This is a genomic window from Rhodospirillales bacterium RIFCSPLOWO2_02_FULL_58_16, assembly GCA_001830425.1.
Classification (GTDB): domain Bacteria; phylum Pseudomonadota; class Alphaproteobacteria; order Rhodospirillales; family 2-02-FULL-58-16; genus 2-02-FULL-58-16.
On sequence record MIAA01000037.1, the window covers coordinates 71000 to 97807 of the forward strand.

Below are 26808 nucleotides of genomic sequence, written 5' to 3' on the forward strand. Positions count from 1 at the left end.
GCGACTATTGTAATATTGGCAGCCGTAAAGAATGACTCTAAAAATTCTCCCCCTTTCGAAGGGGGAGTTAGAGGGGGCGCCGGCGGCAGCCTCCCCTGCCCCCTCCTTCGTAAGGAGGGGAAAGCGCCGGGGCTGCCGTGGGTAAATGATTGAGGCCGATGCTATAAGGATTGCCATGACGGAAGATATTCGCTGGAAGCAGCGCTTTGACAATCTGCAATCGGCTTATCAACGGTTACGGCGCGCCGTACAAGCCAACGCGCAAGCGCCCGATAATGACCTGTTCCAGATGGCGCTTGTCAAGGCGTTTGAAATGACGTTTGAACTGTCATGGAAAACCATGAAGGACTACCTCAAGTACAACGGCGTCGAGGTTAAACTGCCACGGGAAGTCATCAAGCAGGCTTTTGCCAATGACATCATCGCCGATGGCCAACTGTGGATAGACATGCTCGAAGACCGCAACCTGATGGCGCACACCTATGACGAAGCCCGAGCGCTCGAAGCGGTGGACCATATTTGCCGACGCTACATGACGGGGCTGGAACAGCTTCATCAATATCTGCTCGCAAGGCTGACCTGATGTTCGGTTTAAGCGTGGAAACGCTGGCGGCTATCAAAGATTGCCTGCGACAATATCCCGAAATTATCTGGGCTAAAATTTACGGTTCACGCGCCAGGGGCAACCATGAACGTGGTTCGGATATTGATCTGGCTTTCAGCAGTCCTGCCGACTGCTCGGCGGACTTGCGCGAAGCGCTCGACAACCTGCCCACCCCTTACCTGTTCGACGTGACGCATTACGAAAGCCTGAAACATAAAGGCCTGAAAGCGCACATTGACCGCGTGGGGGTGGTGTTTTATGAGCGGGGAAGTCACGCCGCCGCCCTGAAGAGCGGCCGGCAAACGAAAAAGCCGGGGTGTTAAAGCCGATCATTTGCCCCACGGGCGGTAGTGCTGTAAAATACTCAGCATGGGGGAATTGATCCCCGGAAGGGGGGGGACTCGTGGATAAAAAAACACCATCGGCGCCGCGTTGCGCGGCCATTGTCGGGCCTTATCTCAGCGGCAAGACGACGCTGCTGGAAAGCATCATGGTGCGTTGCGGCGCCGTTAACCGCAGGGGCGGCGTCAAGGAAGGCAATGCCGTCGGCGACGGCTCGCCGGAAGCCCGCGCCCGCCGGATAAGCACCGAATTGAACGTCGCCTCCGCCGACTACAAAGGCGACAAATGGACATTCATCGACTGTCCCGGCTCCGTCGAATTGTCCCAGGACGCCGTCAATGCCCTGATGGTGGCGGACACGGCGATTGTTGTCTGCGAACCCGACCCCGGCAAGGTGCTGATCGTGTCGCCCCTGTTGAAGTTCCTCGAAGACAGAAACATTCCTCACATCATCTTTATCAACAAGATGGACCACGAGATGGTCAGCGCCCGCGAGATGCTGAAAGCCTTGCAGACGGTGTCCGGTCGTCCGCTGGTGTTGCGCTGCATCCCGATGCGCGAGGGCGACAGGATCACCGGCCATATCGACATGGTTCTGCAACGGGCCTTCAGGTGGAAGGCGGGGGAAACTTCCGCGCAAATCGACGTTCCCGACGCCTCGAAAGACGACCTTAAACTGGCCCGCGCCACCATGCTGGAGGCCCTTTCCAACTTCGATGACATGCTGCTGGAAGACCTGCTGGAAGAAAATGTCCCCTCGCAAGATGAAACTTACGGCTACATGTCCAAGGCCTTCCGGCAGGCCTTGATCGTTCCGGTATTTTTCGGCTCCGCCGAACAGAATAACGGCGTGCGCCGCCTGCTCAAGGCGCTGCGCCATGAGACGCCGGAAGTATTGCGGGCGGCGGCGAGGTTGGGCGTTGACGCCGCCGACGGCGGGCCGACGGCCCAGGTATTCAAATCCGTTCATGCCGGCCACTCGGGAAAGCTGTCGCTGGTCCGCGTCCTGACCGGCGAATTGTCCGACGGCATGACTCTCGGCGACTCGCGCATCAGCGGCATTTATCGCCTGCTCGGCCAGAAGCAGGACAAGACAACCGTCGCCGGCGCCGGCGAGGTCGCGGCGCTGGGCCGCATGGAAGATGTCGCCACCGGCGACATGCTGTCCATATCGGGCAAGAACAGGACGAAATGCTGGCCGGAGCCGTTGAAGCCTCTGTTTTCACTGGCTGTCCACGCCGTGAACCGGGCCGACGAGGTCAAGCTCGGCGGGGCGCTGGCCAAGCTGACGGAGGAAGACCCCTCGCTGTCCTGTGAGATGAACAAGGATACCAACGAGCTGCTGCTGTGGGGTCAGGGCGAGATGCATCTTCTGATCGCCATCGACCGCCTGAAGAACCGCGTCCGCATGGAGGTAAACACCCGTCGCCCCCAGATTCCCTACAAGGAAACCATCAGCAAATCGACCTCCCAACATGCCCGCCACAAGAAGCAAAGCGGCGGTCACGGCCAGTTCGCCGACATCCATGTGGACATCAAGCCGTTGCCTCGCGGCTCGGGATTTCAGTTCAAGGAAACCATCTCCGGCGGCGCCGTGCCCAGGAATTACTTTTCCTCTATCGAGGCCGGAATAATCGACTATATGAAGCGCGGCCCGTTGGGCTTCCATGTGGTGGACCTGTCGGTGACACTGACCGACGGCCAATACCATACGGTCGACAGCTCCGACATGGCGTTCAGAGCCGCCGCCCAGTTGGCCATGCGCGAAGGCATGCCCAAATGCGGCCCGGTGCTGCTGGAACCCGTCTTCAAGGTGGATATATCCCTTCCCAACGAGTTCACTTCCAAAGTTCAGCGTCTGGTCAGCGGGCGAAGGGGCCAGATCCTCGGCTTTGACGCCAAGCCCGGCTGGAACGGCTGGGACGAGGTTGCCGTGCAACTGCCGCAGGCGGAAATGCACGACCTGATCGTCGACCTGCGCTCGATGACGCTGGGCGTCGGCTCATTCAGTTGGGCGTTCGACCATCTTCAGGAACTGTTCGGCCGGGACGCCGATCAGGTGACGGCCGCCCGCGCCGAAGCCTTGCAGCAACATTAGGGTTTTTCATAAGCGCCCCCCACTATATCTTCTAAGAATGTGTATTGTTGTGTGGATAACTTGTGGGTTGAATGTGTAAATATAGTAAAATTATACACAGAAAAGTTTATTTAACTGCATTTTTTTATTGAAAATCAATATTGAAATACTCAGCATATAGCCTGCATAAGAAAGCGTCGATGTGACGAGTTCTTGCAGTTACGCAATGAATCCTTCCGGGTTTTGTCGCGTTGGCGGGGGCTGGTTGCTCCAGGGTCTTGTCGGCGCCTGCGCCGGGCGGACTTTGGATTTAAGGTGGTCGATTGGGCTGATTGGGGCTTTTGCTCTCATGACGCCGGTTCGGTTACCGGGCGGGGGGCCGCGTCTCCTTCGGGAGACGGATTGTTCGTGAATTTGTCGTTTCCTCCCCTGTGGGGACCGTTCAGATTCACGATTTCGGACTTATGTCCGTAGGCGATCATGGTTTCCCGTTTCGGCGGTTTGCGCTGGAAGACGCCCCGGCGACGAGGCTTCAAAGGCGTGGGCTGCGGCTGCTTAGGCCCGAAGGTGAATCTCTGCCCAGGGTACGCCTTCGGCGAAGGGCAGCGCGGTGAAAGAGCTGCTTTCCGGTGCAAAAGGGGGCCTGGCCGGCTCCTGGAGGCGTCAGGGACGTCGCTACCGCGACGTCAATATGTAGGTTTCCCAGGACCCGCATGCCTGACGCCTCCTACTTTCCACCGACAACCTTAACAATTGGTTACGCGAAAAATAATTTTTCGCCTTTTGACGTCACGCCGACTCGTCCTTATCCCCTGAAGGCGCAGGCTCATCGCCGTTTCTGTCTCCCATCAGCGGCGGGCCGGGAAATTTCTTTTGAAACCCGAACATGCGGACGGCGAAAGCCGCCAGCACCGCCAATAAGGCGACGATGCCGAGAATCGCCGCCGTTTTTCCCGATGATTCGGTGAATGCCCTTGATGGGTCAAAAGCCATGTTCGTTTACCCCTCCCCGGTGAACCAGAACGCCGGCCGATCATACTCCCGCCGGTCGCACCATCGGCCGAAATCGTCCCTGGAGACGATCATCGCTTCAAGATAAGCCATGCGCACCAGATTGCCGAATTGGGCCGGAGGCAAGGCCGCCAGCGCGGCGAACATTTCTTCGTCAGCCTCGACTCTCAGCGCAGGCAGCGGCGGCAATATGCCTTTCAACTCCAGCACCCGGACCAGCCCCCTGCGGGTCAGGGCGACGGCGCCGTCAAGGTCGGGAACTTCGCCGTCAGCGCCCGCCGCCGCGCCCGGCTCCAGCGCGTGACCCGGCAGCACGATGGAAAGCATGCTCTCGCCGCCGGCTTCAAACTCGCCCATCCATGCCGCCTGAAGCAAGCGGTGCAGAACCTCGTCGCGGGCAGCGGCGACCTCCCGCGCCCAGGCATCGGCGATCAGCCCGAAAGTCAAATTATGATGCGCGCCGTGAGTCATCATCTTAGCGGCCTACATCAACCCCTTCTCCAGGACCTTGGCCAGGCGCTTTGAAAAAGCGGCGGCGTCAGGCACCGTTTCGCCCTCGACGATACGCGCCTGATCCAGCAGCAGATGAGCGGCGTCGGACAACGAACTGCTGTCGCCGGCGCCGGCCAGTTCGGCCAGCTTCCCGATCAGCGGATGGCCGGGATTCACCTCAAGGATACGCCTGGAGGTCACGCCGGCGCCCAGTTGCTGATGCTGTTTCAGCATACGTTCCAGGTGCATGTCCATGTCGCCTTCGGCGGCGACCAGACAGACGGGGCTGTCAGTGAGACGTTCCGAGACGCGCACGTCCTTGACCGATTCGCCCAGCGCCGATTTGAAGGCGGCGATCAACTTATCCATGTCGGGCGTATTCTTTTTGGCGGTCTTGTCCTCGTCTTTATCGGCCTTGTCGCCGTCGGCTTTTTTGCCCGCGATCTTGGACAGGTCGGCGCCGCCGCGCGTCGCCGACTTGAAGGCCTTTTCCTTGTATTTTACGGCGGCTGAAATCCAGAACTCGTCAACCGGGTCGGTAAGCAACAGCACCTCGACCCCACGGTCCCTGAACCCTTCCAGTTGCGGACTTTGCTTTAACTGCTCCAGATCGTCGCCGGTGATATAAAAGATCGAGTCCTGCCCTTCCTTGATGCGGCCCGCATAGTCTTCCAGGCTCACCGGCCCGTCGCCGTTGGTGGAGTGAAAGCGGCTGAGTTCCATGATCCTGTCGCGGTTTTCAAAGTCATCGTAGATGCCTTCCTTGAACACGCCGCCGAAATTGTCCCAGAACTCGGCGTATTCGTCCGGCTTTTTCTCCGCCTTCTTCTTCAGTTCGCCGAGGATGCGCTTGATCAGGCCGGAGCGAATCTTCGCCAGCTTGGGATCATGCTGGAGCATCTCGCGGCTGATGTTGAGGGTCAGGTCTTCCGAGTCGACGACGCCGCGCAGGAAACGGAAATAAGACGGCAGCAACCCCTGGCAGTCATCGGTGATGAACACCCGCTTGACGTAAAGCTTGACGTGCTGCTTGCGGTCGGACTGAAACAGGTCAAACGGTCTGGTCGAGGGAATAAACAGCAGATTGGCGTAGGACACCACCCCCTCTACCGCGTTGTGGATGGTCAGCCACGGATCGTCAAAGGTGTGGCCGACATGATGATAGAATTCCTTGTACTGATCTTCGCTGATGTCGCTTTTAGCCCGCATCCACAAGGCCGAGGCGGTATTCAGCGTCTTGTCCCCCTCCTTGCCCTTAAGCACGATAGGAACCGGAATATGGTCGGAATGAGTCTTGATGATGGTCTGAAGCCGTATTTCCTCCAGAAACTCGTCTTCGCCTTTTTTCATGTGCAAGGTGACGGTGGCGCCGCGAGTTTTGCGCTCGGCGGCGTCGATGGTGAATTCGCCCTTGCCGTCCGAGGTCCACAGCCAGGCCTTGTCCTCGCCCGCCTTGCGGGTCAGAACCTCCACCGTGTCGGCCACCATGAACGACGAGTAAAAGCCGACGCCGAACTTCCCGATAAGGGCCATGCCGTCCTTGGATTTCTTGTCATACTCGGCGCCGGCCTTGATCTGTTCAATGAAAGCCTGGGTGCCGGAGCGGGCGATGGTGCCCAGCATATCCACCAGATCGTCATGATTCATGCCGATGCCGTTATCAGAGATGGTCAGGGTGCGCTTTTTCTTGTCGATGGACAGTTCGATCCCGAGATCGGCCCCGCCGTCCAGCAACTCCGGTCCGGTGAGGGCGGCGTAGCGCAATTTGTCGCAAGCATCCGAGGCGTTGGAAGCCAACTCGCGGAGAAAAATCTCCTTGTGGCTGTAAAGCGAACCGGCGACGATCTCCAGCAGCTTGCTGACTTCCGCCTGAAACGTAAATTTTTCCTTGCTCATGACGTCGATAAAACTCCTTAACCGAGATAACTGAATTTCCGTCTGATATGTGCCGTAACGCCTCCCGGCGCAACCCCTCCCGGCCCCCCTTTCGGGATAACCCCATTCTAAAGATGTTCGTAAAACCGGGGTTAGCTCACACTAAATTATGGGGACATAATTACCCGTGTTCGCGCTCAAGGTCGATGCCGTCAAAGGGCGCGGCGGCAAGCAATGCCTTTAATCCTTTCGTCTTTCCGGCGCCGAAGCGTTCACGCAACAAGGCGCGCGCCTCGCTTTCGCGGTCGGGGTCGGCAAGGGCGCTCACCACGCCCTTTACCAGCGGGGCATCGTCCTTGCGGACCCGCACTTCCAGGCGGATGATCCCATGCCGCTTCAAACGGCGACGGTAGCAGGCGACAGCTTTCTTCCGGGCAACGGACACGGCAACCTCCTCGAACTATCTATCCGGTAATATATCCGAAAATGACCCCGGCGGTAAGCGTGTTGTTAAGGCGTATCTATCCCTGGGGTTGACGGCCTCTACCGCTGTATGTACAATAGAGTACATACAATAAGCGAAGCTGACCATGCGTATTGAGTGGGATGACGACAAGGATATCGCAAACCGGGCAAAGCATGGCGTCAGCTTTGAGGTGGCCAAGTTGGTTTTTGACGATCCACTGCACATCAGCGTACAGGATCGTTTTGAGGGCGATGAGGAACGGTGGCGGACAATAGGCCTTGTCGGCGGCGTTGTCCTGCTGCTGGTGGCCCATACCTATCGGGGTAGTGATGCCGGAGAGGTCGTAAGAATTATCTCGGCGCGCAAGGCGAGTAAGCGGGAAAGGGTTGGCTATGAGCAAGGTGATTAAACGGCAAAAGCAGGAACTCGCCGCCCTGGCGGCCACGCCTGACGACAAGATCGATACTTCGGATATTCCCGAGGTTGCCGATTGGAACGACGCGCAAAGAGGGCGCTTCTACCGCCCGATCAAAGAACCCGTCACTATCCGTCTCGACGCCGACGTGTTGGCTTGGTTCAAGGCCCACAGCAACAAATACCAGACGGCCATCAACAAGGCGCTCAGGGAATACATTGCATCCCATTAGTCTTCAAGAACGCGGTCTAACTAAGCACAACGGGGCGCGAGGACCGCTACGAAGGTCGCCGTCCATATTTTTGGGCTTTCCGTCAGCACAAGGCCGGCGAGTTTCTCGACGGGGCGTTGCAGGAAACGCTGCAATGTTCTTCCGCGCCTGACGGGAAGGCTTTGGACAAGTTCATATCCGGCCGCCGCCGCCGCCTGGCGAAGGCTGTCGGGGGTATAGGCCGCCCGATGGGTGAGATCGCCGAAATGATGGCGCGGCCCCCACGGCGAAGACATGTTCGGAACCCGGATGACGATCCTGCCGTCCGGCGTCAGGAAACGGCGCAGCCGTTCAAGAAGGGCGACGCCTTCTTCCGGCGGGAAGTGTTCAAAAACGTCAAACATGGCGACGCGGTGAAATGTCCGCTCCGGCTTTGAACAAAGATAATCATCAACGGTAGTCGTAAGGACATGCGCCGCCAGATCGGGCGGCATGTAATCCTTCACTCTTTTTTCCTGATCGACGCCGACGACATCCCTTGCCCCCTTTTCCTTGAGGTAGGCCAGAAAAAGCCCGCTGCCGCAGCCGATTTCAAGAAAAGACATATCGCTCCGGCACTCGGCCGGTCGCCAGAATATGTCATCGAACTGACGGCGATGCTTACGCTTGACCACAGGCGCAACGTAGGTTCGGCTCGTCGCCCCGGAGGCGTAGAAATCTATCGGTTCGGAGTCGGGCATGGCTTGATGACGCCGATGAAATTGGCGCTCCAGATAGCGGGGGCTTCGGTCAGAAGCCGGGACAGAACGCCATGAAAAATATCCTCGACAATCCGCTTGGACGGGCTGCCTCTTTTCTGGGGCAGAAATGCGACGGCCTCATATCCCGAAGCCTGCGCCAACTGCGCGAGGCTGTCTTGCGTGTAGGCGGCCTTGTGGGTCAGATCGCCGTACTGGTGCGAAAGCCCCCACGGCGAGGACAGGTTGGGAACCCTGATGTTGATCAGGCCGTCCTCGGCCAAAATGCTCTTGAGGCTTTGCAACAGCCTCACCGCCTCGAACGGCGAAAAATGTTCCAGCGCGTCAAGCATCGCGATGCGGTCAAAGGGCGAGGCCGGATCATGGCCGGCGATGACCTCCCGAATGTCGGCGATGCGAACATGAGCGGCGATTTCCGGCGCCAGGAACTCAACGACTTTCGGGTCGAGATCGACGCCGGTGAACCTCGTGACGCCCTTGTGTCGCAGATAAGAGAGAAAATGTCCGGCGCCGCAGCCGATCTCAAGAACCGACATGGAGGCATCACAACGGGTCGGCAGCCAGAACTCCCGGTCATACCAGCGAATATGCTTGGGACGAAGGGCTTGCCGCTCATAGGCCTTGAACCCGGCGTAATTTTCGTAGAAATCTTCGGGCTTCCTGATGGACATGACGCCTTGCTTATAACGGATACTCCCGGCCCGGCGCAATTCCGGCCTTTGTTAAGCGGCCATTCATCTTGCCTGATTTATCAACGCCGCCGGATATCGGATCGTCTGTGGAGTTAAACATGAATAAACGCACAATACTTTCAGTTTGTCTTCTTGCTTCGGCCATGTTCGGTTTCGCTTCAAAGGCCCCTGCCGCGAGTCTGCCTCCTCCTCATGATTTAAACTTTACCGTAATGCGCGAAGGCGACGCCATCGGCACGCACGTCATGAAGTTCAGACAAAACGGCGACGTTTTGAATGTAGACATCGTGACCGATGTGGCCGTGAAGCTGGCGTTCATCACCGTTTACCGATTCGAACACAAGGGCGTCGAAGGCTGGAACAACGGCAATTTATTGGTTACCTCCACCGTCAGCAATGACGACGGCACAAACCATGTGCTGAAGGCGCAGGCGGAAGGCGATCAGTTGGTGGTCAACGGTAACGGCGAAGTTCACAAAACGCCGGTCGGCATCATGCCCGCCAGCCTGTGGAACCCGGAGATCGTCAAGCATAACGTCCTGCTGAATACGCTGCACGGCAAACATATGAAAGTGACGGTGGATGACCTTGGCGATGAATCGGTCACGGTGAAGGGCGCATCTGTCGCCGCCCGCCATTATGTGATCAACGGCGAGCTGGAGCGCGAGCTTTGGTTCGACAAGGCGGGAACGCTGGTTCAGGTCCGCTTCAAGGGCGAAGATAAATCCGAAATTTTGTATGTTCTTTTGTAAAAGAGCTTCGGGCAATCATGTTTTTTGTCGCCATGGATCGTGATCACCCTCTGCGGGCCGCCGCCGAGGAACAAATCCGCGAAGTTTATCATCGGGAATACGGCGCCGTGCTGAGGGAGTTCCCCAATACGCTGGTCGCCCTTCGCGATGAAAATGGAGAAGTCGTCTGCGCCGCCGGTCTGCGCTTCGCCGATGATTCGTTCTTCTCCGAGCGCTATCTGCAAGGCTCCATCGAAGACGCGCTCAGCGATATATGGAAGCGGCCGGTTATCCGCGAACAGGTCGCCGAAGTTACCTGCCTCGCCGGGCGCAAGGCGGGCATGTCCCTGGTTCTGATCCGACATATCGTAAAGATGTGCCGTGAAAAGGGAATCGCCTGGGCATTCTTTACGGCGACCGACCGCTTGCGGACGACTCTGCGGCGGACAGGAATTCCGGTCCTGGACATGGCCCCCGCCGACATCAGCAAGGTTCCCAATCCGGACGAGTGGGGCGCCTACTACGCCACGGACCCCAGGGTAGTGGCGATCCATGACGACATGGTTCTTCTCGGTTCCGGCGGCAACCGGGCGGAGGGGGCGGCCGCCCTTGCTTGATGTGCTGAAAGCCCTCGGCGAGCATGTCAGGCATCGCCCTGACGCTACGGCGCTGGTTGAAGACGAACGAACCCTGACCTATCGGGAACTGTGCGGATTTGCCGGAGGGCTTGGCCGAAGAGTCGCCGGTCTTCGTCAGGTAATAGGAATCTTCGCTCCCAACTGCATTGAATGGATCATCGCCGATCTGGCTTTGAGCCATGCGGGAAAAACCGTCGTTCCGTTGCCGGTCTTTTTCTCGCCGCAACAACTGGCGCACATCATCAAGGACGCAAAAGTAGGATACATTCTCACCATCCCGCCGTTAGTAAAAACCGTCTCGGCGATGGGAGTTCCCTACGGCCTGATCGACCTGGAAAGCGCTCCGCTTGATGTCGAGGCGGCCCAACCTTCCGGCTGCATAATTTATACTTCCGGCGCCACCGGACAACCGAAGGGAGTGCGTCTGGGAGAACGGCAAATCAACCGGAGCGCCGCCGCGATTTCTCAAGCCGTAACCGCGACGCAAGAGGACCGCTACCTTTCGGTTCTGCCGTTTTCCCTGCTGCTGGAGCGAATCTGCGGCATATGCGCTCCGTTGCTGGCCGGCGCTCCGGTTTATATCGCCAAAGAAGCGGCAGCCTCCTGCGCCAAGGGCGACCCCGCCCCCCTGATCGAAGCGACCGAGCGTTTCCGGCCGACCGTCAGCGTGCTGACGCCTGATTTGCTGAAAGTCTGGACCATAGGACTGACGGCGAGCGCTAAAAAGGCCCCGGCATCATTGAGATTGGTAGCGGTCGGCGGCGCTCCGGTTCCTCCGGCCCTGGCTGAGGCGGCATGGCGTCGAGGCATTCCCGTACACGAGGGATACGGCTTGTCGGAATGTTGCTCGGTCGTCGCCATGAACCGTCCGCAAGGCCGGATCGCCGGCACGGTCGGCGTTCCGATCAGCGGGGTAAAGGTAACCATTGAGGACGGGGAGATCGTCGTCGCCGGGCCGACGGTGATGGACGGCTACCTTCACGGCCCGAAACCCGCCGACAAGTGGCGCACGGGCGACCTCGGCAGCCTTGACGGCAACGGGTTCCTGACCATCCACGGACGAAAAGACAATGTCCTGGTAACCTCCGCCGGACGAAACGTCAGCCCGGAATGGATCGAAGGATTGATCCTCGCCGACCCAAGGATCAGCCGGTGCATTGTCACCGGCCACGGACATTCGACTCTGACGGCGATTGTGGCGCCGTCTCCGGCGGGCGCCGACTGGTTTGCGAAAATCAACGACGAAGAAGTATCCGGTCTGCTGACAAGTCTTTGTGCGGAGGCCCCCGAATATGCCCGTCCCGGACGTCACATCATTACCGGCGAGGAATCGTTGCGGGACAATGAACTGCTGACCATGAACGGCCAGCCGCGCCGAAAGAATATTGCCGAACATTTTGCCGGGGATCTGTGTCCATGACGAAGGAGAATTCCTATGAGGCTTGAAGGCGCGTGTACGCTTCTCACCGGCGCCGGTTCCGGCATAGGCCAAGCGCTGGCCGTCGCCCTGGCGGCTAAAGGAGCGCGGCTGATCCTTGCCGACCTTCGGCGGGAAGGTCTGGAGGAAACCATGTCTATGCTCGATGACCCGGCCAAGGCCGTCCCGATTGTGGCCGATGTCACCAATGTCAATGATCGCGCCGCCATGGTTCAAGCCGTTACGCAGAATTTCGGTCGCCTGAACCTGCTTATCAACAATGCCGGAGCCATCAATGTTGAGCCGATCACCCGGACTTCCGATGAAGCTCTTCGCCTGATGACGGACGTTAATCTGGTGGCGCCGATGGCGCTGGTGCGCGACCTTGCCGACCTGCTTGAATCATCGGCCCCGTCAAGGGTGGTCAATATCGGTTCCATGTTCGGCGATATCGCTTTCCCGTTGTTCGCCGCCTATTCCGCCACCAAGTTCGGCATCAGGGGATTCTCCGACGCCTTGCGGCGGGAATTTCACGTCAAGGACATCGGCGTCACCTATGTGGCGCCGCGAGCGACCAGAACGCCCGCTTCCAGGAAATTCGAGCATCTGATTGCGCCGTTCAATATGGCTTTTGATACCCCGGAGAAAGTCGCCAAGAGCATCGTCGCCGGCATCGAGAAGGATAAACGCTCGGTATATCCGATGGGGCCGGAGCGTATTTTCGTTCTGGTGCAACGCCTGTTTCCCGGCGTTATCGATTCAAATCTTATTTTCCAGTTGGCGGGGGTAGAGCACTTAAAGATTGATTAGGATCATCTGCGTTGCGCATTGGCGAGGCGATCCGCCAGGCGCGCCGTGAAGAGCGATGCAAAAGCATCGGTCGAACGGCGCAACGAAGCGGGCGTCCGCCAAGGCGCAACCCGAAGGGCCGGGGTCTTTTTCGGCGCGGGTTTGTCAAAGGGCTTGCCCGTAGTGGCCGCTACGCGCTACGCCCTTTTCCTGCCCGCGCCAAAAAATACCTCCGGCGCAGCCGATTCTAATCAATCTTTAAATGCTCTAATCCCGAAAGATCAGGAGACAACCACAGATGACCGGCAAACGGCTTTTACTTTCGGTTCTGTGCGTCGGCGTTCTTGCCGCATCCTTGATCGGTCGGCCGGCGCAGGCGGCGGACATCAGCGAGGAAGCACGCCTGTTCATCGAAATAAAGGGAAACGAAGCCATCCGAACATTCGGAGTGGAAAATCGTGAAGAGCGTTACGCCAGGTTTCGCAAGCTGCTGACCGAATCATTCGCCCTTAACGGAATCGCCAAATTCGTAATCGGGCGTTTCTGGGATCAGGCGACCAAGGAACAACAGAAGCGTTACCTTGACCAATTCGAGACTTATATCGTCGCCAACTACGCCGCCAAGTCCTGGATTGTTGAAAATGTTAAACTGAACGTCGTCAAGGTCACAATGGGCAAGGACAACGAAGCTTCCGTCGATACCCTGATTCATATCCCCCACAAGGAAAACAAGGACGTTGCGCTCGGCTTCACCGTTCGCAAGGGCAGTAACGGCCTGAAAATTGTTGACCTTATGGTCGATCATGTAAGCCTTATCATTTCTCACCGTTCCGAGTTCACTTCCGTGATGGGCGCGCAAGGCGGCGACATGGACAAATTCGTCGAATTTCTCGCCGACCGCACCGGCAAGCTTGAAAACACGGCAAAGGTGCTGGAAGCGAGACTCAATAAACAGGCCATCAAATAGGCGCATATGGCGAACGACCCGACGCAACGGAAAATATTCCACGAAGGCGAACTGCGCGCCCAGAAAACCTGGGGCGACCCCGCCATCTGGGACGAGGCGCGAGTCAACAGGCTGTTGTGGAACGCCATCCCCGAGAAACTGCATCAGCGCATCGAATCAGCGCCTTTCTTTTTTCTGGCCACCGGCGACAAACAAGGCCGTTGCGACTGCTCGTTCAAGGGCGGCGGGCCGGGACTGATTCGCATGTCGGCGCCGGATCGCATGGCTTTTGCCGATTTTAACGGCAACGGCGCTTTCATGAGCCTCGGCAATATCCTGGAAAATCCCCAGGTCGGGATTCTTTTCATCGACTTTAATGACGGCTCCCGCCTGCGCGTCAACGGACGCGCCGCCATCCACGACAAGGGTGATATTTTGGCCCTTTTTACCGACGCCCCAAGGGTGGTGACCGTCGATATCGAACTGGTGGTTCCCAACTGCTCGAAATACGTTCCGCGCCTCATCCCGGCGCCGGAATAAGCCCAGGGCCATGGCCAAGTATCGCATCGCCGTCAACATTGAGTGGACCAGCAAGTGCAATGCCGCCTGCGTGATGTGTCCACGCGACAAAATCCCCGACTTGCTGGTGATGGATATCGGCACTTTCAGGCAGGTTCTTGACCGGCTTTCTCCCGCCGAGGCGTTTCGCGCGGTGATCGCCGGCTACGGCGAACCGACCACTCACCCCCGCTTTGAAGAATTCATCGGCATGGTCCGCGAGCACCCCCTGAATTTCGACATGGTGAGCAACGGCCAACTGCTGGACGCCGACAGGCTGGACCTGCTGGACGGCGTCGTCGGCACATTGATTATCTCTTTTTCCAGCACCACCCGCGAAATCTATGAGCGCGTTCACGTTAACCTTGACTGTGAGCTGGTCATGGACAACATCGCCCTTGCCGTCCGGCGCCTGAAAAAAACCAAACTGGCCATCAGCCTGACGCCGATGCCCGAATGTCTGGCAACCCTGCCCACGACCATAAAATGGCTGCACGGGCTTGGAATCAAGAACCTTACCATGTCGCCGTCGCTGTATGACCGCGCCGGGACGTTTCACGACGCCACGCAAAGCTACAAGGACCTGAGGGGCATTATCCGCGACTTTGATCTGCACAGCCAGGAGCTTGATTTTGTGCCCAGCGCCCGCGAGATAGCGGCCCAATGGCTGTTCAATCGCTACAAGTGCATCCCCCGCAATACGGATTTTCTGATCTCGGCCCTTGGCGAGTATATGTATTGCTTCAATGATATCGCCCACAGCCGCCCGCTCGGCCACGTTGCCGATATGAGTCTGCGCGACGCCTTGAGGCTTCGTGAGAAAAGCTCCATCGACCATGATATTTGCGATGCCTGCTCGATCCGCAAACGCTACCGCCCGGCGGAACTGATAACCGCCGCCCTCGGCTACCTCAAGATGCGAATGACCTAAGCCCCGGCGGCTTTCTTTGACGGCAAGGTCATTTCGGCTTATGGTGTCAACCATGGCTGTAGAAACCATGAATCGATCACGGGTATTGGAACTGCTGGCGAGGCACAAGGGCGAGTTGGCTCGACAGTTTGGCGTCACCCGTCTGGCCTTGTTCGGATCGCTGGCGCGGGATGCCGGACGCGACGACAGCGACATGGATATCTTGGTGGACTTCGACGGACCGGCCACGTCAGTCCGCTATTTCGGTGTGCAATTCTATCTGGAAGATATTTTTGGTCGCCCGGTGGACTTGGTGACGGAAAAGGCCCTGCGCCCGGAATTGCGCCCCCGTATTGAGCGGGAAGCCATTCATGTCTGATTCAAAGCCGAAAACGCCGGAACGAGAATGGCGATTCTTCCTGGACGACATGATTACTTGCGCCGAGAAGGTTATTGCCTACACCAGGAAACTGGATCAAGCCGGGTTCGAGGCCGATTGCAAATCTTACGACGCCACCATCCGCAACCTGGAACTGATCGGCGAAGCCGCCACTCACATCCCCCAGTCCGTGCGTGACGCCGCCACCTCAATTCCCTGGCGACAGATCATCGCTACCCGCAACCGGCTGATTCACGGCTATCTCGGCATTGACAACGACACTTTGTGGAGCATCGTTCAAGATGACATTCCCGGTCTGCTCTCCCACCTGCGCGAACTGAAGAAGCTGGCTCCATAACCGGGAAACAGAAACTTACCCTCGCAGCTATGATCCGACTTTTTATAGACGTCGCCTTAGGGAAGGTTTTCTCTTCGCGTTAGACGGACACGCAGTAAAACATTGGGAAATTCTGGGCGGAACATGACCCCGCAAAGACAGCGCCGGTTGACCGGCGGGGCGGGAAAATGCGAGAATAAGGCGATATCAAGGAGGCTGAACTCCGATGGGCATCATCTACGCCGACCTGAGACTGTCCAACCCGTCCCGCCCCGATCTCGAAGAGATCAACGCCAAGGCGGTCGTGGATACGGGCGCTTTGCACCTTTGCATCCCTGAGCACGTTGCCGTGCAGCTTGGCCTTAAGATCGTTGAGCAACGCGAGGCAAAAACGGCGGACGGCAAATCTCATCTGGTTGATTACGCCGGGCCGATTCAAATCGAGGTCTTCGGTCGCCATTGCCTGACCGGCGCTCTTATTCTCGGAGATCAGGTCCTGCTGGGCGCAATTCCCCTTGAGGACATGGATATTGTCGTCGATCCGGCCCGCCGGAAGATCACCGTCAATCCGGCCAGCCCGAATATCGCTTTATCCCTGGCCCTGGGGTTCAAAGCGCATCAGGATTGAGCGGCCGCCGGCATTATAGGGCGACGTTATCGATAAGACGGGTCTTGCCCAGGCGAACGGCGGCCAGCGCCCGAGCCGGGTGGCCGGGAACTTCGGCGGCGGCCAGGGTTTCGGCGTCGCGGACCTCAAGGTAATCAACGGCGGCAAACCCCGCCTCGATAAGCCGTAGGCGGCCAAGAGCGGTCTGGTCGTCAATAGCCGCCCCGTCCGCTACGTTGCCGGCGACAGAGGTCAGGACGGCGTACAGGGCGGGAGCGATCAGGCGCTCTTTCGCCGTCAGGTAAGCATTGCGGGACGACATAGCCAGGCCGTCGGCCTCGCGCACCGTCGGGCCGGAGCGGATGGCTACCGGGATATTCAAATCGTCGACCATGCGCCTGATGACCAAAAGCTGCTGGTAATCCTTTTCGCCGAAGAAAGCGGAGTCGGGCAATGCCTGTAGCAAAAGCTTGGCGACCACGGTGGCGACGCCGGTAAAGAAGCCGGGGCGATGCTCGCCTTCCAGTATGGCGCCGATGCCGGGAACCGAGACGCAGCTTGCGTAACCGTCGGCATACATCTCTTGCGTGGTCGGGGCGAACAACAGGTGAGCGCCGGCGCCGGTCAACAGGGCGGCGTCGGCGTCCTCATGGCGGGGGTAGACGGCAAAGTCTTCGCCTTCGCTGAACTGTTTGGGGTTAACGAAAATCGTAACGATGGTGCGCTCGGTCTTTTTCAGCGACAGACGAACCAGCGACAGGTGGCCCTCGTGCAGGCCGCCCATGGTCGGAACCAGACCGACGGCGAGGCCCTCGCCGCGCCATGCGTGAACGCGGTCCCGCAGGTCTTTGACCGTGCGGACGATGTCAATCGCCATCGCCGTCCTTGCCGGATTTGGCCTGAAAACAGTGGTCCAACGTCGGGAAACGACCGGCGCGCACATCGTCTGCGTAGGCCTTGGCGGCGTCGGCGATCATCAGGCCCAGTTCGCCGTAACGCTTGACGAACCTGGGGCGAAACTCGCTGAACAAACCGACTAGGTCCTCGGTGACCAGAATCTGGCCGTCGCAAGCCGGCGAAGCGCCGATGCCGATGGTGGGGATGGCGACGGTCCTGGTGATCTTGCGGGCCAACGGCTCCATCGTGCCTTCAATGACCATGGCGAAGGCTCCGGCGTCGGCCACCGCTTCGGCGTCGGCGAGAATTGCCGCCGCCTCTTTTTTATCGCGGCCACGGGGCCGATAGCCCCCGATGATGTTAACGGATTGGGGAAGCAACCCCACATGTCCCATCACCGGAATGCCGCGCTTGGTCAAAAAGCTGATGGTGGGGGCCATCTCGACACCGCCTTCCAGCTTGACGCCGGCGCAGCCGACCTCTTTCATTACGCGGGCGCACGAGCGGAAAGCGGCTTCCGGGGATTCCTGATAGGAACCAAAGGGCATATCGACGATGACGCAAGCCTTCTTCGCGCCGCGCATCACCGCTTGACCGTGGGCGATCATCATTTCCAGAGTAACGCCGACGGTGGAGGCCATGCCGTACAGCACCATGCCCAGCGAGTCGCCTACCAGCAACAGGTCAACATGCTCGTCCAGCAACGTCGCCGTAAGACTTGTATAGGCGGTAAGACAGACAATGGGGCCGGAACCCTTGCGCCCCTTGATGTCGGTGATAGTGACCGCCCGCCTGTCGCCGGTTGCGCTCAAGATATTTTCTCCAAGACTACCAGGGCCAAAACTCATTAAATTCATGAAATTCTGTGACATCAAAATGACTGAGGGACAAGGAGAATCGGCGAAGGCGGGCTTGAAGGCCCCCGGCGAGCCGATTTTCCGCCGTCCATTCGGCCATTCTGATGTCACCCTTCTCGGGCGCGGCAGAAAAGGCGACCGGACGTCTTCAAAGGCCTCAACCGTAGCAAATACTACGCTTTTCGGCCTTCTCATAGCCGGGTCGCCTTTTCTGCTTCGCGCAGAATTCATGGATTTAATGAGTCTTGGCCCTGATTACCGCTAATAACATATCCACTTCTGCGCCGTCACGGAGTACATTACGAAAAATTCACCCGGAGACGCTACTATGAAGTACGCGGCGAAGACGATCATGGCCTTGGCCATGCCGGCTATAATGGCCGGTTGCCAGACATCGTCTGAGAAAGCGGACGTAGTGAAAATAGAAGCTGAAGCCGTCAAACCGGCGGAGCCGGTTCGCGCCGCGCGGCAGATGATTTCCACCGCCAATCCGCTGGCCACCGAGGCGGGCCTGAAAATGCTGCGCGAGGGCGGCTCCGCCGTTGACGCCGCCATCGCCGCCGGGATGGTACTGAATCTGGTGGAGCCTCAATCATCGGGGATCGGCGGCGGCGGGTTCATGATCCATTTCGCCGCCAAGTCCGGCGAGATCGCCTCCTACGACGGGCGCGAAACGGCGCCGGCCTCGGCCACCCCCTATATGTTTCTCGACGGACAGGGCCGGCCGAGGAAATTCAACGATGTCGTCGCCGGCGGCCTTTCCGTCGGCGTGCCGGGGCTGCTGAGGATGCTGGAGACGGCCCACAAGGAACACGGCAAGCTACCCTGGAAGCAACTGTTTGAACCGGCGATCAAACTGGCCACGGAAGGCTTCACGGTGTCCAAGCGCCTGAATGCGATGATTGACGGCACCGCGCACATCAAGGACTTCCCGGAAGCCGCCGCCTATTTCCTGACCAAAGACGGAAAAGCCAAGCCGGAGGGAAGCAAACTGGTCAACAAGCAGTTGGCCGAGACCTTCCGCCTGATTTCCACCGGCGGCGCCGACGCCTTCTATAACGGCGGCATCGCCGATGACATCGTCGCCACCGTGCGTAAAGCCGGTAAAAATAACGGCAGCATGAAAACCGCCGACCTTGCTTCCTACAAGGCGATAAAACGCGACCCGACCTGTCTTTTCTACCGCGTGTGGATGGTTTGCGGCATGGGACCGCCGTCATCGGGAGGAATCGCCACCTTGCAGATTCTCGGCATCCTGCAAAAGTTTGACATGGCGGCGCTGAAACCCGAGGCGGGCGCTCCTGCCCTGCCGGCCGTCCATCTGATGATCGAGGCCGGGCGGCTGGCGTTCGCCGACCGCTCCACCTACATAGCCGATCCCGCCTTCATCCCGGTGCCTGTTTCCGGCATGCTCGATCCCGGATATCTTGACTCGCGGGCCGCCGAGATTTCAAAAACCAAAAGCATGGGCAAGGCAATGCCGGGAATGCCGGGCGCTTCTTCCGGGCTTCGCCCGGCGCCGGACGACTCCTCCGAGGGCGTATCAACTACCCACCTCAGCGTTGTCGACAGTGACGGAAACGCCGTTTCATTGACCTCCAGCATCGAGGATATGTTCGGATCACGGCTGATGGTGCGCGGCTTTTTGCTCAACAACCAATTAACCGATTTCTCGTTCTCCCCGATTGAGGACGGCGTCCAAATCGCCAACCGGGCGGAGCCGGGCAAGCGTCCCCGCAGTTCCATGGCGCCGACTATGGTCTTTGACGGCGACGGACGGGTGGTTATGGCCGTAGGCTCGCCCGGCGGCCCGCATATCATCAGCTATGTGGCCAAGACGCTGATCGCCGCGCTTGACTGGCGCCTGAACATCAGGCAAGCCGTCGATCTGCCCAACTTTACCAACCTTAACGGCGCCGTCGAACTGGAACAGGGAACCGCACTGGAAGCGATGAAAAAAGCTCTTACAGAAATGGGACATGAAGTCCGAATTAATCCGCTGGTCAGCGGCCTGCACGCCGTCACCGCCTCCAGGGAAGGCCTCGCCGGAGCCGCTGATAAACGCCTTGAAGGCGCGGCGCAGGGCGATTGATGGCTTGCTCTTCATCCGATCTCCCCCGCATATTTCTGCTGCCGGGCCAGGAACGACGGATCGCCTCCGGCCACCCATGGGTTTATTCCAATGAAGTGCGGATGAACGATGAGGCCAAGGCGCTGGAGCCGGGAACCCCGGTCATACTTTGCCGGGCTGACGGCAAACCCCTGGGCGTCGGCGCTTTCAACCCGCGTTGCCTGATCTGCTTTCGGATGATGACCGACGACGCGAAGGTAACGGTGGACCGACCCTTCATCGCCGGACGATTAAAGCGGGCGCTTGATCTGCGCCGACGGCTGTTCCCGAAGCCTTACTATCGGCTGGTTCACGGCGAGGCCGACGGGCTGCCGGGGCTGGTGGTGGATCGCTTCGGCGATGCGTTCAGCGTTCAGACCTCCACCGCCGGCATGGAGCGGATGCTGGATGATGTGCCGGCCGCCATCGACGAGGTTTGCGCCGCCAAGGTTGTGGTAATTAACAACAACGGCGCCTTCCGCAAGCTGGAAAGCCTGGACAGCTACGTCCGCGTCGCCAAGGGGACCGTCGAGGGGCCGGTTGAAGTCCACGAAGGGGGGGTGATCTTCCTTGCCGATCTGCTCGAAGGGCAAAAAACGGGGTGGTTCTACGACCAACGTGACAACCACGCCTTCGTCGCCGGCTTGTGCCGGGACGTCCGCATGCTGGATATCTTCTGTTACGGCGGCGGCTTCGCCGTTTCCGCCGCCGCCGCCGGCGCCCGCGAGGTAATTGCCGTGGACAGCTCGGCTGGCGCCATCGCCTTGGCCGAAAAGGCCGCCCGGCTGAACGGCGTTGACCATCGCTGCTCATTCGTACGCGCCGACGCCTTCACTGAACTGGAACGTCTGGCCGGGGCCGGCGAACGCTTCGGCGTGGTGAGCGCCGACCCGCCCGCCTTCGTCAAGTCCCGCAAAGACCTGAAGTCTGGCCTTAAAGGGTACCGGAAACTGGCGCGAATGGCGGCGGAACTGGTCGAACCGGGAGGGTTCCTGTTTATCGCCTCATGCTCTCATAACGTCGATGCCGAAACTTTCGCCAAAGAGATAGCGATAGGCATCGCCAGGGCCGAACGCTCGGGGCGCATTATCCGCTCCTCCGGGGCGGCGGCGGATCACCCCGTGCATCCCAATCTGCCCGAATCCGCCTACCTGAAGGCGCTGACGCTGCAACTGGATTAGGATTTGGTTTTGTATTTCCTGTAAGCGACGGGGGCCAGCGACAACGCCGCCAGACCGACCAGACCGGCGATGATTTCAGGCGTCATCACTCCGGCCAAGGAAAACTCCTCATTAGCGTCAAAGACGTCGCCGAGGCCGGCGCCGACAACGGCGTAGACGATAACGCCGGGAATAATGCCGATAAAGGTGCCGATCACAAAGGTGCGCAGGCGCACGCCGAGAAACGCCGGAGCGATATTGACCAGCCAGAACGGAAACAGCGGAATCAGCCGAAGAAACAGCATGTAGCTCATCTCGTCTCGGCGGAACCCGGACGCCATTTTTTGCAGGACGGACTCGTCCAGCTTGCGCGCCAAGTCACGGGCGGAATATCTGACGACCAGAAACAGCGCCGTCGCCCCGATAGTCGCCCCGATCATCACCGAGACGGTTGCGACAACCGCTCCGAAGATAAAACCGCCGGCCAGGGTAATCACCGTTCCCGACGGCGGCAGGAAAACGACCGCGACGGCGTACCCGGCGATATAAGCGGCGATGGCCGACACATTATGGTTCTTGACCCAGCCGATAAGCAGGTCACGGTGCTCACGCAAGGCCTCGAAAGTCAGCAATTTGTGGAGACCCAAGGCGAAAAACAGCACGGCCCCCGCCGCCAAAACGACCACCGGCAGCAAGCGCCGCAAAGAGATCGTTTTTACCGTGGGCAGGGGGACTTTTTCCGACACGGTTGTTTCTTTCCTTGCTGGTTAAAACGGCATAGTTCCAACAATGATCTTAAGATGTTCCTTTTGCCGCCGTAAGGTGAAAATCTCATTATGGCGTTAAAACACTTCGCGGCGTTGACTTCGCCGAGGCAAGACCGTATACAGCGGACCTTGAATTTCCTTAGGAGTTAACCCGTGAAACGCACTTTTCAGCCGAGCAACTTCGTTCGCAAGCGCCGGCATGGTTTCCGCAGCCGTATGTCGACAGTCGGCGGCCGCAAAGTTCTGGCCGGCCGGCGGGCAAAGGGACGCAAGCGTCTTTCCGCCTGAGTCGGCTGTGTCCTTCGTTGTCAAACGACTGAAGAACCGACCGGAATTCCTCCGCGTAGCCGGCGCCGGACGCAAATGGGTTACTCCCGGTCTGATCCTTCAGGCCAGGCGTCATGATCATGGCGAAGGAGAAAACGCCGAAGTATCTCCGGTTCGCGTCGGGTTGACGGTCAGCCGAAAGGTGGGCAACGCGGTAAAGCGCAATCGGGCGCGGCGCCGTCTGCGCGCCGCCGTCGAACAGGTTATTTCGGATCATGCCGAAAACGGGCATGATTTCGTGGTTATCGGACGAACCGCCACCTTAGATAGGCCGTTCGCCGCGCTGCTGAACGATTTAGAGACGGCTTTGAAGCGATTGAATGCCTATCGTTAAGTTGGAGAGAACTGAGGCGGGGGTGGTATGAAGGCGCTGAAAATATCTGTTTGGTGGCTGATCAGGGGATACCAGTTGCTGGTGTCGCCGGTGCTGCCGGGAAGCTGCCGTTATCATCCCACCTGTTCCCAATATGCCCTTGACGCCGTTGATCGTTTCGGCGGGTTGCGGGGGAGCCGGCTGGCGCTCAAGCGCATCGGGCGCTGCCATCCGTGGGGCGGTTCCGGCTTCGATCCGGTTCCAGAGCGTCCGGGCGGGCATGATTCATGATTGATTACCGCAATATTGTTCTGGCGATTGTTCTTTCCGTCGTGATCCTGTTCGGATTTGAAATCTATTACGGCGCCCGCCATGCGCCGGCGCCTGTCGAAACCGCGCCGCAAAGTGAACAGAAAGCGGAAGCGCCCGCCTCCAAAGCCCCGCAATCCTCCAAGGAGGACCAAGTGCCGCCGACTCCCGGCGTTGCTTCGCCGATCCGGGAGCCGGCAGTCGAAAAAAGCCGCGAGGCGCTGCTTGCCGCCGGTCAAAGAGTTTCCATCAAATCATCGCGGCTACATGGGTCAATCGCCCTCGCCGGCGCTAGAATTGATGACCTTACCCTTGCCGATTACCATGAGGACCTGGCCCCCTCCAGCCCCGAGATCGTTGTTCTTACTCCGCAAGGATCAAGCAAGGCCTACTACGCCCAGTTCGGTTGGGTCGCCGGGGCCGGCGTCGACGCGCCCGGCCCCGAAACCTTGTGGAAAGCCGACCGCGACGTTCTTACCGAGGATAGCCCGGTAACAATGAGCTGGGACAACGGCAAGGGCCTGCGTTTTTCCAGAACCTACGCCATTGACGCCGATTTTATGTTTACGGTGACCCAACGGGTGGAAAATACGGGCGCCGAGTCCGTCGATTTATATCCGTTCGGCCTGATCTCCCGCCGCAGCACGCCCAAGGTGACCGGCTACATCATCCTGCATGAGGGCCTGCTCGGCGTCTTCAACGGCACTCTTGCCGAAGTTGACTACACCGAAATCAAGGATGCCGGCACCATCAAGCAGTCAACCGTCGGAGGGTGGATCGGAATCACCGACAAGTACTGGCTGGCGGCCCTGGTGCCTGACCAGAAGATTCCGGTGAACGCCCGCTTCTTCCACAGCCTGGACGGCGAGACTGATCTCTATCAGGTGGACTATGTAGGCCCGCAAGCGACCGTCGCCCCCGGAGCGTCAGTCAAATCGGTTAATGGCCTGTTCGTCGGCGCCAAGGAAGCAAAGCTGCTTGACGCCTACGAATCGCAAAAAGGGGTCTCCCGGTTTGATCTGGCCATCGACTTCGGCTGGTTGTACTTCCTGACAAAGCCCATCTTCTATGTCTTGGTTTTCATCAATGAGCATGTCGGTAATTTCGGCGTCTCCATCCTGTTGTTGACGGTGGTAATCAAGCTTCTGTTTTTCCCGCTGGCCAACAAGTCTTATGTGGCGATGAGCAAGATGAAGAAGCTTCAGCCCGAGATGCTCAAACTGCGCGAGCGCTTCGGCGAGGACAAGACGCGGCTGAACCAGGAGATGATGGCCCTTTACAAGCGTGAGAAAGCGAACCCCGCCGCCGGCTGTCTTCCCATCCTCATCCAGATTCCGGTGTTTTTTGCGCTTTACAAGGTGCTGTTCGTCACCATCGAGATGCGCCATGCTCCTTTCTTCGGCTGGATAAAAGATTTGTCGGCGCCCGATCCGACGACGATATTCAATCTTTTCGGTCTGCTGCCGTTCACTCCGCCCGATTTCCTGATGATCGGCGTGTGGCCGCTGATCATGGGAATAACCATGTTTTTACAGCAGAGGCTGAACCCTCAGCCGGCGGACCAGATACAGGCCAAGATATTCATGTTTCTTCCCATCATGTTTACCTTCCTGCTGGCCCCCTTCCCGGCCGGACTGGTGATCTACTGGGCGTGGAACAACACCCTCTCTATCGCCCAGCAGTGGATCATCATGAGGCGCATGGGAGTTAAGGCTTAAAACGGATTGCAATGGCCCCTAAGGAACAAGATGCCGAGGAAATCGGCCGGCGGCTATTCGCCCAAGATTGCGTGTTCATTCTCGGCGCCGCCGCCCTTGCCCAGGTTCCCGAGACCGCTTTATCCGAGATCGCCTTCGCCGGCCGCTCCAATGTCGGCAAGTCCTCGCTGATCAACGCCCTGACCGGACAAAAGACGCTGGCCCGCATCTCCAATACGCCGGGACGCACCCAGCAGATCAACTTTTTCACCCTGGGCGGACGGCTGATGCTGGCCGACCTTCCCGGCTACGGCTACGCAAAAGCGCCCAAGGATATCGTCAAGCGCTGGACGCGGCTGGTGAACTCCTATCTCAAGGGGCGTCAGGCCCTGCGCCGCACCTGCATGTTGATCGACGCCCGTCACGGCATCAAAGACACGGATCGCCCGGTCATGACCATGCTCGACAAGGCGGCGCAGCCCTATCAGGTGGTGCTGACCAAGTGCGACAAGATTTCAGCGGGCAGGCTTGAAAGCCTTATTGGTGAAGTCGCCAAGGAGCTGGCAACCCACGGGGCGGCCAACCCCGAAGTCATCGCCACCAGCGCCATAAAAGGAATCGGCATCCCCTATCTTCGATCAACCCTGGCGGCGTTGGCCTCTCCCGCCTAAAGTTAGTGCAAAATCAGCTTCAAGGGCTTAGATTTCCGGGCATGAACACACAAACTAAAAAAACCAGGCAGGAATGGCTGGATCAGGCGAAAACCTTATCCGAGGCCCTGCCCTATATGCGGCGTCACGCCGGCAAGACCATCGTCATCAAGTACGGCGGCAGCGCCATGGGCGATGACGGGCTGGCGCGGCTGTTCGCTCGTGATGTGGTGCTGATGAAGCATGTCGGCATCAACCCCGTGGTGGTGCATGGCGGCGGCCCTCAAATCGGCAGTATGCTGGAAAAGCTGAAGATCAAGAGCGAGTTTATCGACGGCCTGCGCGTCACCGACAAGGAAACGGTGGATGTCGTCGAAATGGTGCTTTCCGGGGCCATCAACAAAAAGATCGTCTCGGCCATCAACGAAGCGGGCGGTTTCGCCGTCGGCCTTTCGGGCAAGGACGGCAACCTGATCCAGGCCCGCAAGCTGCGGCGGACCAAGCGCGACCCCGATTCCAACATCGAGAAGGTGCTGGACCTGGGTCTGGTCGGCGAACCCGAGGAAGTCACCCCTCATATCCTTCACTTGTTCGAAAAATCGGACGTTATCCCGGTAATCGCCCCCATCGGCAGCAGTCTCAACGGAGAGACGCTGAACATCAATGCCGATACGGTGGCGGGAGCCGTCGCTTCCGCCTTATCGGCGAAACGTCTGTTGATGCTGACCGATGTGGAGGGGGTGCTCGACGCCGACGGCGCCCTGATCAACGAACTGACCATATCGCAGATCAAAAAACGGATTAAGGACGGGTCAATCCGGGGCGGGATGATTCCAAAGACCGAAACCTGCATCGCCGCCATCGAGGGAGGAGTCGAGGGCGCCGTCATCATCGATGGCCGGGTTCCCCATGCCATCCTTCTGGAACTGTTCACCGAACACGGCGCCGGAACCCTCATCCGCCCGGATTAGGGCTTATTATGCCGGCGGCCATTAATATTGACCCATGGCAACCCCGGCGCTTTCCCCTCCTTACCAAGGAGGGGTCAGGGGAGGTTACTGCAAATACCCCTAACGCCCGGCGCGTTGACCGGAATAAGCACTGTTTTTTTAACCACAGAGGCTCAGAGACACAGAGGAGGTATAGAGAAAAAAGAAAAAGCAGGAAGAAAACTTCGCTTGATCTTCTCTGCGCCTCTGTGCCTCTGTGCCTCTGTGTCAAAACACACAGGCTGATAATTCCATCTTCGATACCCCCTCTTAACTCCCCCTTGAAGCAAGGGGGAGGATTCTTCCTTAAGGGAATCCTGACCCCGCCGACAACGAGTCATCGTCAATAGCCGTTGGCATTGCCCTCTTTATTACCCTTACTAAAAGGTAATTAGTCGACCGTTAATAAGCCGGGTTGAGTGCTGATTGAGGCATTATTACGACCCATATGGCGGCGATGATTCGGCGCAAAAGTTC

33 protein-coding genes are annotated in these 26808 nt (G+C 58.7%); 23 read left to right on the plus strand and 10 right to left on the minus strand.

Translation table 11 applies throughout. The features are described from left to right. The first annotated feature begins 175 nt into the window (after window positions 1-175). From A3H92_09605 to A3H92_09615, 3 genes are all read left to right on the plus strand, one after another. Entirely contained in the window at window positions 176-583 is a 408-nt protein-coding gene (locus A3H92_09605; protein OHC74194.1) for a hypothetical protein, read from the plus strand. Beyond that, on the plus strand, window positions 583-927 hold the full coding sequence (locus A3H92_09610) for a hypothetical protein (protein OHC74157.1): 345 nt from the start codon (window positions 583-585) through the stop codon (window positions 925-927). The genes A3H92_09605 and A3H92_09610 overlap by 1 nt, the downstream gene beginning before the upstream one ends. Window positions 928-1007: 80 nt before the next feature. Continuing rightward, the gene (locus A3H92_09615; protein OHC74158.1) at window positions 1008-3044 is read left to right on the plus strand and encodes an elongation factor G; all 2037 of its coding nucleotides are present in this window, start codon (window positions 1008-1010) and stop codon (window positions 3042-3044) included. Between the two features lie 326 nt (window positions 3045-3370). On the opposite strand, the gene A3H92_09620 is transcribed toward A3H92_09615, so the two are convergent. The 5 genes from A3H92_09620 to A3H92_09640 form a co-directional block, all read right to left on the minus strand. After that, entirely contained in the window at window positions 3371-3559 is a 189-nt protein-coding gene (locus tag A3H92_09620; protein OHC74159.1) for a hypothetical protein, read from the minus strand. A gap of 253 nt (window positions 3560-3812) precedes the next feature. After that, window positions 3813-4016, minus strand: a complete 204-nt coding sequence (locus A3H92_09625; protein ID OHC74160.1) for a hypothetical protein — start codon at window positions 4014-4016, stop codon at window positions 3813-3815. A gap of 6 nt (window positions 4017-4022) precedes the next feature. Then, a complete protein-coding gene (locus A3H92_09630) occupies window positions 4023-4508 on the minus strand; it encodes a hypothetical protein (GenBank protein ID OHC74161.1) in 486 nt (161 codons plus the stop codon). A gap of 9 nt (window positions 4509-4517) precedes the next feature. After that, window positions 4518-6422 carry a molecular chaperone HtpG gene (locus tag A3H92_09635; protein ID OHC74162.1) on the minus strand — a complete coding sequence of 635 codons (1905 nt, stop codon included), beginning with the start codon at window positions 6420-6422 and terminating at the stop codon, window positions 4518-4520. Window positions 6423-6582: 160 nt separating this feature from the next. Next, window positions 6583-6846, minus strand: a complete 264-nt coding sequence (locus A3H92_09640; protein ID OHC74163.1) for a hypothetical protein — start codon at window positions 6844-6846, stop codon at window positions 6583-6585. Window positions 6847-6985: 139 nt separating this feature from the next. On the opposite strand from A3H92_09640, the gene A3H92_09645 reads away from it, so the two are divergent. Both A3H92_09645 and A3H92_09650 read left to right on the plus strand, forming a co-directional pair. Beyond that, window positions 6986-7276: a hypothetical protein gene (locus A3H92_09645; GenBank protein ID OHC74164.1), complete on the plus strand. Its 291-nt coding sequence runs from the start codon at window positions 6986-6988 to the stop codon at window positions 7274-7276. Beyond that, window positions 7260-7514 (plus strand): hypothetical protein, encoded by a 255-nt coding sequence (locus tag A3H92_09650; GenBank protein OHC74165.1) that lies wholly within the window; start codon window positions 7260-7262, stop codon window positions 7512-7514. Before A3H92_09645 ends, A3H92_09650 begins: the two co-directional genes overlap by 17 nt. Window positions 7515-7534: 20 nt before the next feature. Here the strand turns inward: A3H92_09650 and A3H92_09655 are convergent, their stop codons facing one another. Together A3H92_09655 and A3H92_09660 are read right to left on the minus strand one after the other, a co-directional pair. Then, window positions 7535-8233: a hypothetical protein gene (locus tag A3H92_09655; GenBank protein OHC74166.1), complete on the minus strand. Its 699-nt coding sequence runs from the start codon at window positions 8231-8233 to the stop codon at window positions 7535-7537. Further along, window positions 8212-8961 (minus strand): hypothetical protein, encoded by a 750-nt coding sequence (locus tag A3H92_09660; protein ID OHC74167.1) that lies wholly within the window; start codon window positions 8959-8961, stop codon window positions 8212-8214. Before A3H92_09660 ends, A3H92_09655 begins: the two co-directional genes overlap by 22 nt. Before the next feature lie 125 nt (window positions 8962-9086). On the opposite strand from A3H92_09660, the gene A3H92_09665 reads away from it, so the two are divergent. The 10 genes from A3H92_09665 (at window position 9087) to A3H92_09710 (ending at window position 16276) form a co-directional block, all read left to right on the plus strand. After that, the gene (locus A3H92_09665; GenBank protein OHC74168.1) at window positions 9087-9695 is read left to right on the plus strand and encodes a hypothetical protein; all 609 of its coding nucleotides are present in this window, start codon (window positions 9087-9089) and stop codon (window positions 9693-9695) included. 17 nt (window positions 9696-9712) lie between these two features. Further along, window positions 9713-10291 (plus strand): hypothetical protein, encoded by a 579-nt coding sequence (locus tag A3H92_09670; protein OHC74169.1) that lies wholly within the window; start codon window positions 9713-9715, stop codon window positions 10289-10291. Further along, window positions 10284-11732 carry a hypothetical protein gene (locus tag A3H92_09675; GenBank protein ID OHC74170.1) on the plus strand — a complete coding sequence of 483 codons (1449 nt, stop codon included), beginning with the start codon at window positions 10284-10286 and terminating at the stop codon, window positions 11730-11732. The genes A3H92_09670 and A3H92_09675 overlap by 8 nt, the downstream gene beginning before the upstream one ends. Window positions 11733-11747: 15 nt before the next feature. Then, entirely contained in the window at window positions 11748-12539 is a 792-nt protein-coding gene (locus tag A3H92_09680; GenBank protein ID OHC74171.1) for a hypothetical protein, read from the plus strand. A 277-nt stretch (window positions 12540-12816) separates the two neighbouring features. Beyond that, entirely contained in the window at window positions 12817-13485 is a 669-nt protein-coding gene (locus A3H92_09685) for a hypothetical protein (protein ID OHC74172.1), read from the plus strand. 6 nt (window positions 13486-13491) lie between these two features. Further along, window positions 13492-14004 (plus strand): pyridoxamine 5'-phosphate oxidase, encoded by a 513-nt coding sequence (locus tag A3H92_09690; protein OHC74173.1) that lies wholly within the window; start codon window positions 13492-13494, stop codon window positions 14002-14004. Between the two features lie 10 nt (window positions 14005-14014). Beyond that, a complete protein-coding gene (locus tag A3H92_09695; GenBank protein ID OHC74174.1) occupies window positions 14015-14953 on the plus strand; it encodes a radical SAM protein in 939 nt (312 codons plus the stop codon). Between the two features lie 67 nt (window positions 14954-15020). Further along, entirely contained in the window at window positions 15021-15311 is a 291-nt protein-coding gene (locus tag A3H92_09700) for a DNA polymerase subunit beta (GenBank protein ID OHC74195.1), read from the plus strand. Beyond that, window positions 15304-15669 (plus strand): nucleotidyltransferase, encoded by a 366-nt coding sequence (locus A3H92_09705; GenBank protein ID OHC74175.1) that lies wholly within the window; start codon window positions 15304-15306, stop codon window positions 15667-15669. Before A3H92_09700 ends, A3H92_09705 begins: the two co-directional genes overlap by 8 nt. A 205-nt stretch (window positions 15670-15874) precedes the next feature. Further along, complete coding sequence (locus A3H92_09710) at window positions 15875-16276, plus strand: clan AA aspartic protease (GenBank protein OHC74176.1); 402 nt, start codon at window positions 15875-15877, stop codon at window positions 16274-16276. A 13-nt stretch (window positions 16277-16289) separates the two neighbouring features. On the opposite strand, the gene A3H92_09715 is transcribed toward A3H92_09710, so the two are convergent. Beyond that, window positions 16290-17132: a pantoate--beta-alanine ligase gene (locus A3H92_09715; GenBank protein OHC74177.1), complete on the minus strand. Its 843-nt coding sequence runs from the start codon at window positions 17130-17132 to the stop codon at window positions 16290-16292. Further along, complete coding sequence (locus A3H92_09720) at window positions 17122-17964, minus strand: 3-methyl-2-oxobutanoate hydroxymethyltransferase (protein ID OHC74178.1); 843 nt, start codon at window positions 17962-17964, stop codon at window positions 17122-17124. Before A3H92_09720 ends, A3H92_09715 begins: the two co-directional genes overlap by 11 nt. Window positions 17965-18007: 43 nt before the next feature. Between A3H92_09720 and A3H92_09725 the strand changes: the two genes are divergently transcribed. From A3H92_09725 to A3H92_09735, 3 genes are all read left to right on the plus strand, one after another. Continuing rightward, window positions 18008-18274 (plus strand): hypothetical protein, encoded by a 267-nt coding sequence (locus A3H92_09725; protein OHC74179.1) that lies wholly within the window; start codon window positions 18008-18010, stop codon window positions 18272-18274. Window positions 18275-18337: 63 nt separating this feature from the next. Next, entirely contained in the window at window positions 18338-20101 is a 1764-nt protein-coding gene (locus A3H92_09730; protein ID OHC74180.1) for a gamma-glutamyltransferase, read from the plus strand. Beyond that, window positions 20101-21300 carry an SAM-dependent methyltransferase gene (locus tag A3H92_09735; GenBank protein OHC74181.1) on the plus strand — a complete coding sequence of 400 codons (1200 nt, stop codon included), beginning with the start codon at window positions 20101-20103 and terminating at the stop codon, window positions 21298-21300. Before A3H92_09730 ends, A3H92_09735 begins: the two co-directional genes overlap by 1 nt. Here the strand turns inward: A3H92_09735 and A3H92_09740 are convergent. After that, window positions 21297-22007, minus strand: a complete 711-nt coding sequence (locus A3H92_09740; GenBank protein ID OHC74196.1) for a hypothetical protein — start codon at window positions 22005-22007, stop codon at window positions 21297-21299. The genes A3H92_09735 and A3H92_09740 overlap by 4 nt on opposite strands. 334 nt (window positions 22008-22341) lie before the next feature. Between A3H92_09740 and A3H92_09745 the strand changes: the two genes are divergently transcribed. From A3H92_09745 to A3H92_09765, 5 genes are read left to right on the plus strand one after another with little or no spacing between them, the layout of a single operon-like run. Continuing rightward, complete coding sequence (locus tag A3H92_09745; protein ID OHC74197.1) at window positions 22342-22707, plus strand: ribonuclease P protein component; 366 nt, start codon at window positions 22342-22344, stop codon at window positions 22705-22707. A 27-nt stretch (window positions 22708-22734) separates the two neighbouring features. Further along, window positions 22735-22977 (plus strand): membrane protein insertion efficiency factor YidD, encoded by a 243-nt coding sequence (locus tag A3H92_09750; protein OHC74182.1) that lies wholly within the window; start codon window positions 22735-22737, stop codon window positions 22975-22977. Further along, window positions 22974-24713 (plus strand): membrane protein insertase YidC, encoded by a 1740-nt coding sequence (locus A3H92_09755; protein ID OHC74183.1) that lies wholly within the window; start codon window positions 22974-22976, stop codon window positions 24711-24713. Before A3H92_09750 ends, A3H92_09755 begins: the two co-directional genes overlap by 4 nt. Window positions 24714-24724: 11 nt before the next feature. Beyond that, complete coding sequence (locus A3H92_09760) at window positions 24725-25363, plus strand: YihA family ribosome biogenesis GTP-binding protein (protein OHC74184.1); 639 nt, start codon at window positions 24725-24727, stop codon at window positions 25361-25363. A 41-nt stretch (window positions 25364-25404) separates the two neighbouring features. After that, window positions 25405-26313 (plus strand): acetylglutamate kinase, encoded by a 909-nt coding sequence (locus A3H92_09765; GenBank protein OHC74185.1) that lies wholly within the window; start codon window positions 25405-25407, stop codon window positions 26311-26313. Window positions 26314-26808 lie beyond the last annotated feature (495 nt).